The sequence below is a fragment of the Vibrio sp. Isolate22 genome, assembly GCF_022398115.1.
In the GTDB taxonomy this organism is placed as follows: Bacteria; Pseudomonadota; Gammaproteobacteria; order Enterobacterales; family Vibrionaceae; genus Vibrio.
In genome coordinates this window covers 1-13518 of the sequence record NZ_JAKEUW010000053.1, presented here as the reverse complement: position 1 = coordinate 13518, position 13518 = coordinate 1, and the positions used below count along the sequence as shown (strand labels likewise).

Annotated in this window: 10 protein-coding genes; 4 read left to right on the top strand and 6 right to left on the bottom strand. The window is 43.9% G+C overall.

Annotated elements, in window-relative coordinates; all coding sequences use genetic code 11:
- Positions 1 to 122: 122 nt before the first annotated feature.
- The 3 genes from tnaA to L1D55_RS21610 form a co-directional block, all read right to left on the bottom strand.
- Positions 123 to 1595: a tryptophanase gene (tnaA, locus tag L1D55_RS21620; protein ID WP_239918791.1), complete on the bottom strand. Its 1473-nt coding sequence runs from the start codon at positions 1593 to 1595 to the stop codon at positions 123 to 125.
- Positions 1596 to 2319: 724 nt separating this feature from the next.
- Positions 2320 to 3972 (bottom strand): GTPase, encoded by a 1653-nt coding sequence (locus L1D55_RS21615; protein WP_239918790.1) that lies wholly within the window; start codon positions 3970 to 3972, stop codon positions 2320 to 2322.
- Positions 3959 to 5056 carry a GTPase gene (locus L1D55_RS21610; RefSeq protein ID WP_239918789.1) on the bottom strand — a complete coding sequence of 366 codons (1098 nt, stop codon included), beginning with the start codon at positions 5054 to 5056 and terminating at the stop codon, positions 3959 to 3961. The genes L1D55_RS21615 and L1D55_RS21610 overlap by 14 nt, the downstream gene beginning before the upstream one ends.
- A 253-nt stretch (positions 5057 to 5309) precedes the next feature.
- Here L1D55_RS21610 and L1D55_RS21605 point away from each other — a divergent pair, with 253 nt between their 5' ends.
- The gene (locus tag L1D55_RS21605; RefSeq protein ID WP_239918788.1) at positions 5310 to 5804 is read left to right on the top strand and encodes a peptide-methionine (S)-S-oxide reductase; all 495 of its coding nucleotides are present in this window, start codon (positions 5310 to 5312) and stop codon (positions 5802 to 5804) included.
- A 129-nt stretch (positions 5805 to 5933) separates the two neighbouring features.
- On the opposite strand, the gene L1D55_RS21600 is transcribed toward L1D55_RS21605, so the two are convergent.
- Positions 5934 to 7550 carry a polysaccharide lyase 6 family protein gene (locus tag L1D55_RS21600; RefSeq protein ID WP_239918787.1) on the bottom strand — a complete coding sequence of 539 codons (1617 nt, stop codon included), beginning with the start codon at positions 7548 to 7550 and terminating at the stop codon, positions 5934 to 5936.
- Between the two features lie 134 nt (positions 7551 to 7684).
- Positions 7685 to 9460 (bottom strand): transporter, encoded by a 1776-nt coding sequence (locus L1D55_RS21595; protein ID WP_239918786.1) that lies wholly within the window; start codon positions 9458 to 9460, stop codon positions 7685 to 7687.
- Positions 9461 to 9963: 503 nt separating this feature from the next.
- On the opposite strand from L1D55_RS21595, the gene L1D55_RS21590 reads away from it, so the two are divergent.
- From L1D55_RS21590 to L1D55_RS21580, 3 genes are all read left to right on the top strand, one after another.
- On the top strand, positions 9964 to 10575 hold the full coding sequence (locus L1D55_RS21590; RefSeq protein WP_128160235.1) for a toxin-antitoxin system YwqK family antitoxin: 612 nt from the start codon (positions 9964 to 9966) through the stop codon (positions 10573 to 10575).
- A gap of 617 nt (positions 10576 to 11192) precedes the next feature.
- Positions 11193 to 12452, top strand: a complete 1260-nt coding sequence (locus L1D55_RS21585; protein ID WP_239918785.1) for an alginate lyase family protein — start codon at positions 11193 to 11195, stop codon at positions 12450 to 12452.
- Positions 12453 to 12528: 76 nt separating this feature from the next.
- Positions 12529 to 13203 (top strand): oligogalacturonate-specific porin KdgM family protein, encoded by a 675-nt coding sequence (locus L1D55_RS21580; protein ID WP_239918784.1) that lies wholly within the window; start codon positions 12529 to 12531, stop codon positions 13201 to 13203.
- Between the two features lie 98 nt (positions 13204 to 13301).
- On the opposite strand, the gene L1D55_RS21575 is transcribed toward L1D55_RS21580, so the two are convergent.
- Positions 13302 to 13518 (bottom strand): IS3 family transposase (locus L1D55_RS21575; RefSeq protein WP_152966870.1); only part of this gene is annotated, 217 nt, incomplete at its 5' end.

Sequence of the window (13518 nt, the reverse complement as noted above, 5' to 3'; positions counted from 1 at the left end):
AATAAAGTCACCTCAGGCGCCCCATAACAGTTGTCTCAACTCCAGAACTTCACGCCAAGAAGAAAAGGCTCCAAAGGAGCCTTTAATTATGGTTCTGATGACTATTCGCTTATTTTATTAACTTAAAATGCTTCTTCGAGCGTTGGTTGACTCTTTTTTTCAGCTTGGTTCTCGTGGGTTTCCACCTCTTTCAAACGCGCAGTGAAATGTCTTAGTACTGGTGGTTCATAAACAAAATCGAGCCCTTTCACTTTGCTCGCGTTCTCTTTTACTTTTTCGAACGCTTCAATAATGAAGTCCATATGCGTTTGAGTGTAAGTCGCGCGTGGAATGGTTAGGCGCAATAGCTCAGCAGGACATGGATGCTGCTCGCCTGTTGCAGGATCTCGCCCTTGCAGCAATGAACCAATCTCAACGGCTCGGATTCCCGCAACTTTGTATAGCTCACACGCTAAAGCATGGGCAGGGAACTGACCTGCCGGAATATGTGGAAGCAATTTACCCGCATCAACAAACGCAGCATGACCGCCCGCTTGCTGACACACAATACCAATCGCTTCTAGGCCATCCACCAAGTATTGAACCTGACCGATGCGATACTCCAACCAATCTTGACGCATGCCATCGTATAGCCCAACCGCAAGGCGCTCCATGGCACCACCCTCTAAGCCACCATATGTCGGGAAGCCCTCTTGCACCACACACAAGGTTCGGCACTCTGTGTACACATCCATGAGGGAGTCATCTTTAAAGCACAACAAACCGCCCATTTGCACCATCGCATCTTTCTTAGCGGACATGGCTAAGCCGTCTGCGTATTTGTAGGACTCACGAGTAATTTGCTCGATAGTCCAATCTTGATAACCCGGCTCTCGCTGCTGAATAAAGTAAGCATTTTCAGCGTAGCGAGCCGAATCCATGATGACGGGAATATCATATTTCTGAGCAATCTCGTATACGGCTTTGAGGTTAGCGATAGAAACAGGCTGTCCACCAGCCGAGTTGCAGGTGATAGTACTCACAATGTAAGGAACATTGGCAGCACCCGCTTCTATGATCGCCTCTTCCAATTTGACGATATCGAAGTTGCCTTTAAAGTCTGCATTTACTGAGGTATCAAACGCTTCTTTTGTGTAAACGTTCTTCGCAACGCAGCAATTCACTTGAGTGTGGCCCTGCGTTGTATCGAAAAAGTAATTCGACAAAGCGACCATTTTGCTGCGGTCTAGCCCCTTTTCCATCTCACGCTTTTTGATCAGCACCGGGATATAGATCTGCTCTGCGCCGCGTCCTTGGTGAGTCGGAATGGTTAGCTCATAGCCAAAGATATCTTTCACAGCATTCGACAGTGCGTAGTAACTCCGACTGCCGCTGTACGCTTCATCGCCCATTAACATCGCCGCTTGCATACGTTGAGTTATTGAACCCGTGCCGCTGTCAGTAAGCAGATCAATGAACACATCATCACTATCGAGTAGAAATGGGTTCATACCCGCTTCGACGATGGCTTGCTCACGATAAGCATAGGTAGTTCTTTTTACTGGCTCTACAACGCGAATACGAAACGGTTCAGGTAGATGCTTGAAGTTTTCCATAATAGTACCTTTCAACGAACTCAGTATTCCCTAATGAAGAAATATTAAAGGAAGACCTTAAGTTCATTATTTTTAGAGGTCACAACTCATCACTATTTTTATTTTTCGAACCATCACACTCGTGATAATTAAGATAAAAATTAATAGCGAGAAATAAATTATTGAATCAATAAGATATTGATTGAGATCCTATTAATAACGACCAAGATATAAAAAACGATCAGTAAGACATACAGTTAACGAACTGATTGTTCCCTTGCTTGCCGCATATCTTAAAGACACAATTAACAGGATTGGCAAAGCCAGAAGGCTCCGCTGGGCGTGTGACGCCAAGAGGGTACTACTCTGAAGAAAGGTGGAACGAGAGCTGATGATCTAAAGTATACCAAGCTAACAGGGTTAGCCATGTTGTTGATTGCCATTTCAGATACATGTTCACAATATATCCCTATGTTGAAATCAAAGTGATCCGAAATTTAAATATAGTGCAATTATTTTATAAATAAAGGCGATTAAATCATAAATGTGATCAATATTTAGAATCACAGCGCTGTTCTTTATTGTCTTATATCACACTATCATAAGAGTGACTTAACGAACTATTACACTAGTTCGTTAATTTAAAGATAATAATAAGTTCAAGCATTAAAGGTTCAGAAATATAAAAGAAATTGTTTACCAAAGCGATATTACGGCTTAACCAATATCGCTTTGGTATTGTTGGCTATTTTTTCTTAGTGACTTGTTTTATCGCCATCTCAGCCAGTTTAGGCGTTGCGGCTTTCAATGCGCTCGGAGCAACCTTCTTACCCGCTTTCATGGCTTTATTAAGCTGGCCTTTTACCGAGGTTCCTCTATTGATAGCTTCGAGGCGCTGACGATTTCTCTGCACGTTATTGGCGTCTGCGATGTGTTCGATCAGTGTCTGTTTCAAAGCCTCTAAACCAAACTGTATCTTTTCTGGTGCAATCGCTAGTGGTAAAGCAATATCAGGCTTCAGAAGTGTTTGATTGTATTCAAGCGCCTGAACAATGATCTTAGCTTTTGCCGAGGTTGGATTATCCAAATCGTAAGGTGGCTGCCACTCTTCCACCGGCTTTAACCGATCCACTTGGTTGACGATGGTGATCACGATTGGCTGCTTGCGCGAGATATTCTTAGGATCCTCATAAAATGCATCAAACTTATCTTTAAGCTGTTTATCCAGTTCACGAGCAGACTGATTCGCTTTAAGTACCCATAACACCACATCAGCTTGAGTCATCTCTTTAAGCATCACAGCTTCGGTTTTAGCGTTTCCATCCAACCCTTGAAGATCAACCACTCTCACATCGTTGTCATCAACAAATGCGTTGTACACCGTAGAGGTATCCGTTGATGGTAGAACATCCACCTCGGCCACCATTTCCTGCTTGAGAGCATTGATAATCGATGATTTACCAGAGCTAGTTTGCCCGACTAGTACAATTCTCACTGGTTCTAATTCAGGAGCGAAACGTTTCTCGTCGACTTCTGAAACATCAGACGCTTTTAACGCTTCGTCTTCAATGCTGAAACGCCCACTGTATAAATCGATCGCAACAGCTGCCACTTCATCGAGCAAGGCTTGTTTCGCTGCATATTGCATGTCATCCACAACGCCCTTTGTCATAGAGGCTGTCGCTTGCTCACGACCTAAGTCAGAAATAACCTTCAATGGGTTCAAATATAGGTTTTTTAGGTGATTACCCCAAATCGCCGCTTTGAAGATCTTATGCCCCAACTCCCCATATTTATCATAGGCTTCGTAGCCTGCCTTGATGTAAGAAACCTTAAGGTACTCAATACCCGGTATGTGCTCTTTTACCACCACTTTGTAACGACGACTTACCTCTTCAAACAGCTTAAGTCCTTCTGGAATTGAAAAATCGAGCGACTTCTTACCAAACTTTTTGGCAACGAACTCCAGTACCTGCAAACCAGTTTGGTCTAAATTGCCCCACTCAATATCATCGACTAATTGTTGACGAACGTAATGCTTCGAGTCGTTCCAGATCGACAGTTCAGCTTGAGACCATTCATTCGACGCCTTAACTAACGCATCGTCGATGTTGTGACTTGAATACTCAGTTTTGGCTTCATCTTTTGTATTTGTTTCCGCATCACTGTTGGTCGAATTGCGTGAAGAACGGCTAGAGATGTATAACGGAATCGTGAACAGCAAGGTACTCACAGCAATCGCTATCGACATTTCCAGTAGATAACCATACTTGATTGCCAAGAACAGGCCAAAGCCCATGATGATGATGCTCGGGAAGAGCGCCGAAATCAGAGCGATCCCCCAACGCCCGCTCGACAACACGGCGAGCAATCGAAATAAGTTTTTAATTTTCTTCATAGCCCGACGCTGCCTTACCTTTTTTCAGGGATTCTTTATAGATTGTTTGCATCTCTTGTTCAGAAACTTCTTCGCCTCTGTTCTTGTGGTAAAAGTAGTAACATGCAGCTCGGCCAAGACCATAGCTGGTACCAAAACTCATAGCCGCAGCGGCGACGGCGCCAACGGTTTGCCCATACACAGGTATCAACTTAACCAGTTGCCGTGTACCAAGCTTCACTCCATATTGCACGGCAAAGCTACTGCCTAAAGTACCAATAAGTTCACTAAAGACTCGCTTATTCCACTCAACCCCATACTGATTGGCCAAACTGTGCAGCATTTTCGCTTGAATAGCAGGCACAGACACCAAGCCCACACCTGGAACTAAGTCGCTAGCCGCTGCACTTCCTGCATACCAAAGCACTTCATTTTCGACCTTGTCAAAGTTGGCTTCTTCTTGCGTAGCGTGCTCTTTGTCTTGCACCATCATCCCTATAACAGGAAGTATACTGGTCAACCGTTCTAACAATAATTCGAGGTTATAGACATCATCATTGTCGCTCTCAAAATCAACCGCGACTGTTTCAAAGCCTTTGCCCCAAAACTTCTCTACTTGTTGAGTGTTAAATTGAACTTGCCTTGCGCGGTCTGGTTCTTGAGAAGACAGCACCGCAGTATGAACAAGCAGCAAATGCTTAATCTTCTTTTGCTTCTTAATCTGTTTCAGCGCAGACAGTACCGCCGATTGCTCTGGCTCATCCGCTTTCATCACCACCACTAACGCATTGCCCGCTTGACCAATTTCTCTTAGGTCTTCGTCGGGATCATAATCAGCTTCACCCAAACCACGAGTATCAAGAAAGCGCATCACAGGTTTGTCTTGAGGAAACGCATACGACATGGCTGTCATGGTACATGGTGCAAATCCGTTGCCGACTTCCACTGAGGAATCCCCCGTGACCGCTTGAATAAACGATGATTTACCTGCACCCGTTTTGCCGAGCAGCCACAAGGTTGGCAAATGTTTTCGTTGATATTCGTGTGCCTGAGTCAGGTCAGGGTTCTTACTCGGGTTAATGAAGTCTTTGACTTGTTCAAACATGATTAGGTTAACTCTCACTTGATGTTGAGGTTCGGGTTGGTGACAAGTTGCGATGACCTATATAATCTCGATATCGCATTCAACTTACATTTGTTCATCTACGACGATTTGCAATACTTAGGCATTTGTTTTTATGAGCTTATTTTAGTACATACGCGTCTATTGCGTATTGATATAGGCTCCAACCTACTGCTACGATTTGTGCGATAAATCAAAACCATCGAACAAAAACTCAGAGAGCTCAAAAAGAAGTATGGAACAAATTTATTTAGCGGGTGGTTGCTTGTGGGGCGTACAAGAGTTCATTAAGTATGTGCCCGGCGTGATAAGCACAGAAGCAGGTCGTGCTAATGGACGTTCTCAAATAAAGGATAACCAAGGCAAACCAAGCGAATACGATGGCTACGCAGAGTGTGTACAAATTGAATTTGACCCAAACCTCACCTCAGTAACGGCGCTAGTGGGCCACCTTTTTGAGATCATTGATCCTTACAGCGTCAATAAACAAGGTGTTGATGTAGGCGAAAAGTATCGCACTGGCGTGTACAGCACCGAAGCCAAACACTTAGCTGAAGCGGAGCGCTATATCGCATCACGTGAGGACGCTGAGCGCATCGCCGTAGAGGTGTTGCCATTGACCCATTATGTTGCCAGCGACGATATACACCAGCATCATTTGAGTCACTTCCCTGAAGATCATCACTTATGCCACATCCCTTGGGAACTTCTGCATAAATACAAATCATAGTAATGGCGCAAGATCGATAAAGCCTCAACAAGTTTTAGCTGTTGAGGCTTTTTTCATTTTGATTGGCACTAGCTATCGTGAGCCGATTCGATCGCTCATACCAATAAACATCTAGCGTTAATAAATAAGTTACTTAGTTGTGTTCTCAAGTACGTAATCCGGGCCTGCTGTTTCAGCGGTCACAACTGAAAGCTTAGACACATCTGCGCCCTCACCTTGGTATGCATTAAGGCCGTTCTCAACCGTTACTTTTGGTAGCTCAACCGAGTAGCTTTCAATCAGCTCAGAATCTGTGACTTGACCAACGTAAGTTTCATCTGTGTAGGTTGCGCCAACTAGTGGGAAGTCATGAGTCGCGCGAACACTCACAAATTCAGGTGTTTGTGAGTTATCAACCACGTTGTGTTTAAACGCAATATCAACTCCGGCATAGATGCCTTCTACTTCCGCGTTGTTGAACAGGCTTACACGGTGGCTTTGGTTACCATAAACAATGCCCCACTCCGTATCGACAAGAGAGTTGTTTTCGATGGTGATGTTTTTCGGAGTCCATTGCTTATTAAGCTCTTTACCTTTCACCGATTGATCAAGCTGTTCACCGTTCGCCACATCAATGATGCCCGTGTTAATCACGATACCACCACGCAAGTCAGCGTTACCTTCAATGACACCATCACGGCCACGAGTGTTAGCAATGTAGTTGTTGCGGATCACATGGTCTTCATCATAGATACGAATGCCGCCTGTTAGACGTTTTTCATTACCCAGAATCATATTGTTCTCAACCGTGTTGCCTTTACCGTGGCGCAGTGAAATCAGCGCTGCACTTTGGAAGATTGTGTTGCCTGCAATCGTGTTGTCGCCTGATTTAATAGAGATCAGCTCACGCTCACCATCCATATCGATCATCAGGTTGTTCACGAACTTAGAGCTTGAATCCCACTGTGAAGACTTAGAATCACCGATACGAATCGCTTCCCAGCTGTTACCGTTGTAGCGAATCGCTTCTTTGATATCGAACTCGTTAAACTGGTTTGGCTTTTGATCCATAAAGATGTTGTTCGCGATCAAATGATTATCTGGTGTGTCATCCTTTTGAACACCGATCAATGTACCGCGCTTTTGCTTACCCTCGAAACGGTTGTTAATCACCTTGCCATCTTTCCCCCACAGTGAAACCCATAGGTACTTTGGGTACTCGGAACGTCGCTCATCTGGCTCGTAAGTGTAGTCGTGGTTGAAGTAGTAAAATGTAGAGTTTTTAAGCGTATTGCTATTACCCATCATGCGTACTGCACCAAATCGCTCGTTCGGACCACCCTCTGTAAATACGAGACCATCAAGCGTGATGTCATCACCTTTCAGTTCGAACTGAATTAAACCCGTCAACCACGCGGAGCCTGCTTGTTCAGCTCGGATTGTGACGTCATTTGCGGTGATCGTCACTTGACCTAAGTTTGCGTATTTACCATTCGGGATAACCACTTCGTCGCCATCCTTTAGGTTCTCAAATTGCGCTTTCAGTGTAGCGACTTGCTCTTCTGATGCTACCGAAAGTGTGTTGCCATCAACCTCGGCTAAACGGTCACTGCTCAATAAGTAGCTGCGATCAATGTCGTTAATCGCCGGGGCTGTCTGCTCTACTGCAGTGGTTACTGGTGCTGTTTTTTCTTGGGTGGTACAGCCCGTAGCGAAAGCCAACGTAAACGCGCTAATAATGCTCACCGAAATTAATTTCTTATTCATCTTACTTCTCACATTAAATAATGGATTATCAAATTAACGGCCACCTAAACGCGTGGCCGTTTTATCAACACCGCTTTTTAAACTTGTTATTTTGACTTGTCGTTACTTTGAACTTTGAGTGTCTTGCTAGTGACTTAGCCCTCAGCTGGCTTCACTTCATCATTTTGCTGCTCGACCTTGTCATCCACGGCTTTCACTAGAAGCAAGCCAACCGCAAATACAATCAATCCACATAGAACGAACACCATGCGTCCCCACATCGGGTTTGGTAGGACGAACATCGTCATCACACCGACACCTGCAACTGCGATAAGTGAACCCAACATACGACGTTGTTTGTTATCCAGTTTCTTCTGCTCTGTGCTCTCTGCAACCAATGGCGTTGCTAGGTTGTTGAAGAACTTATCTACGTCTTTCTCACGATGCTCAGCAAGAGGCTTGTAGAACAGAGTAGATAGTACGAAGAAGCCAGCAGTAAACACGATATGACCAATAAGGCCGATAGCCACTTTCAGGTCTGCCCACTCACGACCCGTTAGTTCATTTAGACCAAACCAGTTTTGGATCATGTCTGCTGTGATAACGAAACCGACGAAATAAGAAACCACACCACCAACAACTAACGTGCCCCAGCCTGCCCAATCCGGTGTTTTACGGATGAAGAAGCCACAGAATGCTGGAATTGTCATAGGGAAGCCGATCAACGCACCCACGTACATCATGGTGTCGAAAAGGCTAAGTCCTTTAAGTGAATTGATGAACAGAGCAACTAAGATGATCGCGATACCAAAGAAGGTCGACGTTAGCTTAGAAACAACCACTAGTTCTTTTTCGTTCGCATTTGGACGAAGAATCGGCTCGTAGAAGTTCTTAACAAAGATACCTGAGTTACGGTTTAGACCTGAGTCCATTGAAGACATGGTCGCAGCGAACATAGCCGCGATAAGAAGACCCACCATACCTGCTGGCATGTATTCTTGAACGAAGTAAAGGTAAGCGAAGTCAGCGGCTTTGCTACCAGCTTCTGGGTAAGCAGACGCTAGATCGACACCTTGACCAGCCATGAACCAAGAAGGCATAAACCAAATGATTGGACCAAGCGTCATTAGCACACAAGCGAGCAGCGCAGCTTTACGTGCGTTGTTTGAATCTTTCGCAGCAAGGTAACGGTAAGAGTTCAACATGTTGTTGGTAATGCTGAATTGCTTTAGGAAGATGAACACCGCCCAAATACTGAAGATGCTCATGTAGTTAAGGTTGTCACCAGTAATGAACGAATCGGTTGGGAAATCATTAACGATCTGCGTAACACCACCACCGTGATAGATAGCAACCACTGCACACGTCACCGTTACTGCCATGATGATAACCATCTGCATGAAGTCAGACGCGATTACCGCCCAAGAGCCGCCAGTTACCGACATCACCAATACAACAAGACCAGTAAGGATAATCGTCGTTGTCATATCAAAGCCGAAGATACCCGATGCGATGATCGCGAGACCATTCAACCAAATACCTGCAGAGATAACGCTGTTCGGCATACCAGACCAAGTAAATACTTGCTCATTCACTTTACCAAAACGCATACGAATCGCTTCAATAACCGTAACAACTCGCAGTTGACGGAATTTTGGAGCGAAATACAGATAATTCATTAAATAACCGAAGGCGTTCGCAATGAAGATAATGGCTACCGCGAATCCATCAGTAAATGCTTTACCAGCCGCACCGGTAAAGGTCCATGCACTAAACTGGGTCATAAATGCCGTAGCACCTACCATCCACCAAAGCATGCTGCCTCCCCCACGGAAGTAATCACTTGTGGTACTTGTAAACGTTCTGAACATCCAACCTATTGCGATTAAGAATAGGAAATAGATGCCAACTATTAGGGTATTGAGTTCCATCTTTCAGACCTTTTATTTATGTTTCTTGTTAAGGCCAATATAGAACGATGACGATATATTTGTAGTACAATAACTTAAATGCGTGATAATGATCTTAGAGTTAACCGACTTATTAATCATACAAGTGATCGAGTTCAAAATTGCACCACTAGAAAGCTAACTATCCAATTTGGTGCACAAACAACCACTAAAAAGCGCATAAAACATCGGATTACTGGTAGTTATACTAGGATGAATATCGTGTATAGCGTTACAACTGTCCCTGACAATTTCACTGAAAAGACTCAATTGAATTTAAAACCTCACATGCCCAACAAGTTTTTTTGTATGACAAAGACTATAAAGTTTCGTCACCAAAAATCTTCGTATAAAAGTTCCATTTATTAGGACACCAATAATGCAATCTTGAAAACCAGTAATAGGTGCTGACAGCATTTCACTAAAGTGAAATGCTTTTAACACACCGGTTACACTTTCCCCCTGTCCAATAAAAAGGTGTCATTATGAAGAAATACATCCCAATATTGATTGCTCTAAGTACGATGTCTTCTATGAGTTATGCAGCAACACCACGTGAAGATGCCGTCGACTATTTACAGATGCGCAAAGGTGTGGCTTACCAAGTAAACCACTCGAAACCCTTTACCGGGCAATTTGAAGAGAAATACGATAACGGCCAAATTGCGACTCAAGCTCAGTTTGCTGATGGGCTGGAACTTGGTTTGGAGACTAATTGGTATCCAAATGGTCAGATAGCCTCAAAAGTGAACTACGTTAAAGGCGAATTACAAGGCAAAGCAGAGACTTGGTACCCAAACGGCCAGAAAAAAGCGGAGCTTAATTACAAAGACAATGAGCTATCAGGGGTTGCGACTCGATGGTATCCAAACGGTGAAAAGAGCCTCACAGCAGAATACAGCGATGGGTTAAAAGATGGCCTAGTGACTGATTACTACACCAACGGTAATAAAGCATCAGAAACCAAATTCAGTGAGGGTGAAATAGCCAACGGCAAATTGACTCGCTGGAACGTCAATGGCGACAAAGTGGAAGAAGTGACTTTTAAAGACCACGAGATCACTTCCAAACAAGTTTGGATGCCCAGTCACAGTTAACCGACTCTAAGCTGCACATAGGCTGACTTTCTAGCCTGTAACTTTCACTGAAAACAGACAAAAAAAACGCTCATGTTGCCTGTATCAACATGAGCGTAAAGGCAGATCTTCACTACCATCTCCTACCTTCCTAAACGAAAGCAGAAGTTATCATTAGAATAGTTGGGAGCAATAATCAAAATGCTCTTTCAAGCACTTTAACGATTTCTTCTCATTCATCAGTTCAAGTCAGGACGATCTCACTCGTCATCAGAACACTCTCCTTATAAACCAACAGACCTGATGTCATCGTGAGCCATCAACCATTGGTGTGTTCCGCTATTGACCCTATACGTCGTCCGACAAAACTACCAAAACCAATAATGTATTACAAATAAGAAGTAACCCAAAGGTTCCATTTTCTGGTGCAGCGCACATTTATTGATAGAGATATATTTTAAAAATCGCACACCAAAAAATAAAATAACAATAAAAACAACAACATACACAACAACACCACTTTGTAAAATTCTGTGAATGACGTCTTTGTAACCACAACACGATCTAATTCACAGATCACCCTGTCATAAATCGCTAGCATATTTGTATTATTTTAATTCAAAACAAAAGGCGTAAATATGAAAGCTCCTCGACTCCTACATCTTGCTGCTTGTATTGGTGCTATCACTTTCGGCTCACAAGCTATAGCTGCAGAGTTCGTTTTCCTCGACGAGGCAACATTAGAAGCGAACCGTAGTTTGCTTAACTCTGATCAAGCTTCTGACTCAATGAAAGATGCTTATACAAAACTGCTCGAAGAAGCAGAGTTAGCAATGAACGACGGTCCTTTTAGTGTTGCTGATAAAGGCATGGTGCCACCTAGTGGTAGCAAAAACGATTATATGAGCATCAGCCCATACTGGTGGCCAGATGAAACAAAAGAAGATGGGCTTCCATGGGTACGTCACGACGGAAAAACAAATCCTGCCTCCAAAACCGACGAAACTGACTCAAAACGTATTGGCCACTTTACCCGTTCTGTGCGCGCATTGGCGATCGCCTACTACTTTAGCCAAGACGAAAAATACGCTGAACAAGGCATTGAGTATGTAAGAACTTGGTTCTTCAATGAAGACACTAAGATGAACCCGAATGTGAATTACGGACAAGGTGTGCCTGGTGTTGCTGAAGGGCGTCGCGGTGGGATCATCGATACCAGAACTCTGACAGATCGCATGCTGGATTCAATCGCAATCTTATCTCAATCCTCAGCATGGACGGAGTCTGATGAGGCACAAATTACCCAATGGTATAGCGACTATCTTGACTGGTTGATCACCGATGATCTATCGGGTGGCCCTAAAGGTGAAGCATACGCAGAGAATAATCACGGTACTTGGTACGACTATCAAGTAGCCGGTGTTTCTTACTTCCTTGGAAACGACGCTCTTGCCAAACAGATGGTTCAAAAAGGCAAGATGCGCATCGACACTCAATTCGAAAAAGACGGTTCTCAACCTCATGAGATTGAGCGTACTCGAGCTTACCACTACCACTATTTCAGCCTAGATCCGTTGGTCGGTATCGCTCAGATCGGTGACAAAGTCGGTATCGATCTTTGGAATTACACCAATAAGAAAGGCGGTTCCCTAGACACAGGAATCCAGCTAATGGCGAATTACAACGACCTATCTAAAGAGTGGCCATACACACAAAAAGACGAACGTCGTCGTGTTGAGCGCATGACTCCCCTCTACCTGAAAGCTGGCGTGGCGATGGAGAACCCAGAGTGGGTAAAACTAGCAACCGACACTGATTTCAGTGAGTTCACAGTGAAGAAAAACTTAGCTGAAGTATGGGCGCAACGAGACATAGAACTGCTTTACCCGAAGCTTTAATCCGAATGATTGCAAGGGGAGAAATGCTCTCCCCTTGAGTAACAACTTTTAATTAAGAAAACAGTGGAACAATACAATGTTAAAAAATAATAAAATTGCTTTAGCCGTAGTGGCAACCCTATTCGCAGGCAGCGTATCAGCTGCATCGCTCGACGCTCGTCAAGAGTACAAGCATGGCTCTGAAGACTGGGCAAGCCGTATCAAGATGAGTGGTTCTGTCGATAACCACTTCTTCGGCGCAGAAATGAAACAAAAAGGTAAGCCTTTCTCAGAGTGGGAAGCGGCAGACAACGAGTTCGAATACGGCTACAAATTCAACATCAATGAGCACTGGTTAATTCAACCAAGTATGCCAGTAACGTTCGGCTCTGATAGCGTAACCTACAAGCCACAAGTACGTGCTCAATACTCTTTTGATTCTGGTTTGAAAGCAAAACTACGTTACCGTCATGAATTCCGCGATTACACGTCTGACTCATCTAACGACAACAAAAACCGCAGTAAAATCACAGGTAACATAGATTACAACTGGAATGCTTGGCAGTTCGGCTTTGAAGCTAACTACGCAGAAGATTTCATTGATAACGAGTGGACTGGCGGCGGCGGTGCTGACAACGAGTGGGATTACAACATGAAGATCGGTTACAAAGAGTCTGACTGGAGCTGGCGCCCATACGTAGAGTTCGGTAACGTTCAAGACAGCCGTGACCGTCAACTACGTAGCCGTGTAGGTATTACATACAGCTTCTAATTATCACAACGAAATCTAAGATAATTACTGTCCTAATTTTCTAAGATATAAGTAAAAGCCAGCTTAATGATGTGACCCCGTAAAGTTGGACATTTCTGTTAAGCGGCTTTCAAGGCCTGAGTTCGATATTCTATCGGAGTCAGGCCTTTTAGTTTCACTTTTATACGTTTGGTATTGTAGTACTCGATGTATTCTTTAATTTGCTCTATCAGAGCATCTGCATCTTCAAAGCTTTGGTTGTGATACATCTCTGTTTTGAGTAAAGCAAAAAAGTTTTCAGCAACCGCATTATCCAAGCAGTTACCTTTTCTCGAC

Coding starts and splice junctions, on each gene's coding strand:
- L1D55_RS21580 (WP_239918784.1), top strand. CDS start 12,529: ATGTTAAAAAATAATAAAATTGCTTTAGCCGTAGTGGCAACCCTATTC.
- L1D55_RS21585 (WP_239918785.1), top strand. CDS start 11,193: ATGAAAGCTCCTCGACTCCTACATCTTGCTGCTTGTATTGGTGCTATC.
- tnaA (WP_239918791.1), bottom strand. CDS start 1,595: ATGGAAAACTTCAAGCATCTACCTGAACCGTTTCGTATTCGCGTTGTA.
- L1D55_RS21595 (WP_239918786.1), bottom strand. CDS start 9,460: ATGGAACTCAATACCCTAATAGTTGGCATCTATTTCCTATTCTTAATC.
- L1D55_RS21590 (WP_128160235.1), top strand. CDS start 9,964: ATGAAGAAATACATCCCAATATTGATTGCTCTAAGTACGATGTCTTCT.
- L1D55_RS21605 (WP_239918788.1), top strand. CDS start 5,310: ATGGAACAAATTTATTTAGCGGGTGGTTGCTTGTGGGGCGTACAAGAG.
- L1D55_RS21610 (WP_239918789.1), bottom strand. CDS start 5,056: ATGTTTGAACAAGTCAAAGACTTCATTAACCCGAGTAAGAACCCTGAC.
- L1D55_RS21615 (WP_239918790.1), bottom strand. CDS start 3,972: ATGAAGAAAATTAAAAACTTATTTCGATTGCTCGCCGTGTTGTCGAGC.
- L1D55_RS21600 (WP_239918787.1), bottom strand. CDS start 7,550: ATGAATAAGAAATTAATTTCGGTGAGCATTATTAGCGCGTTTACGTTG.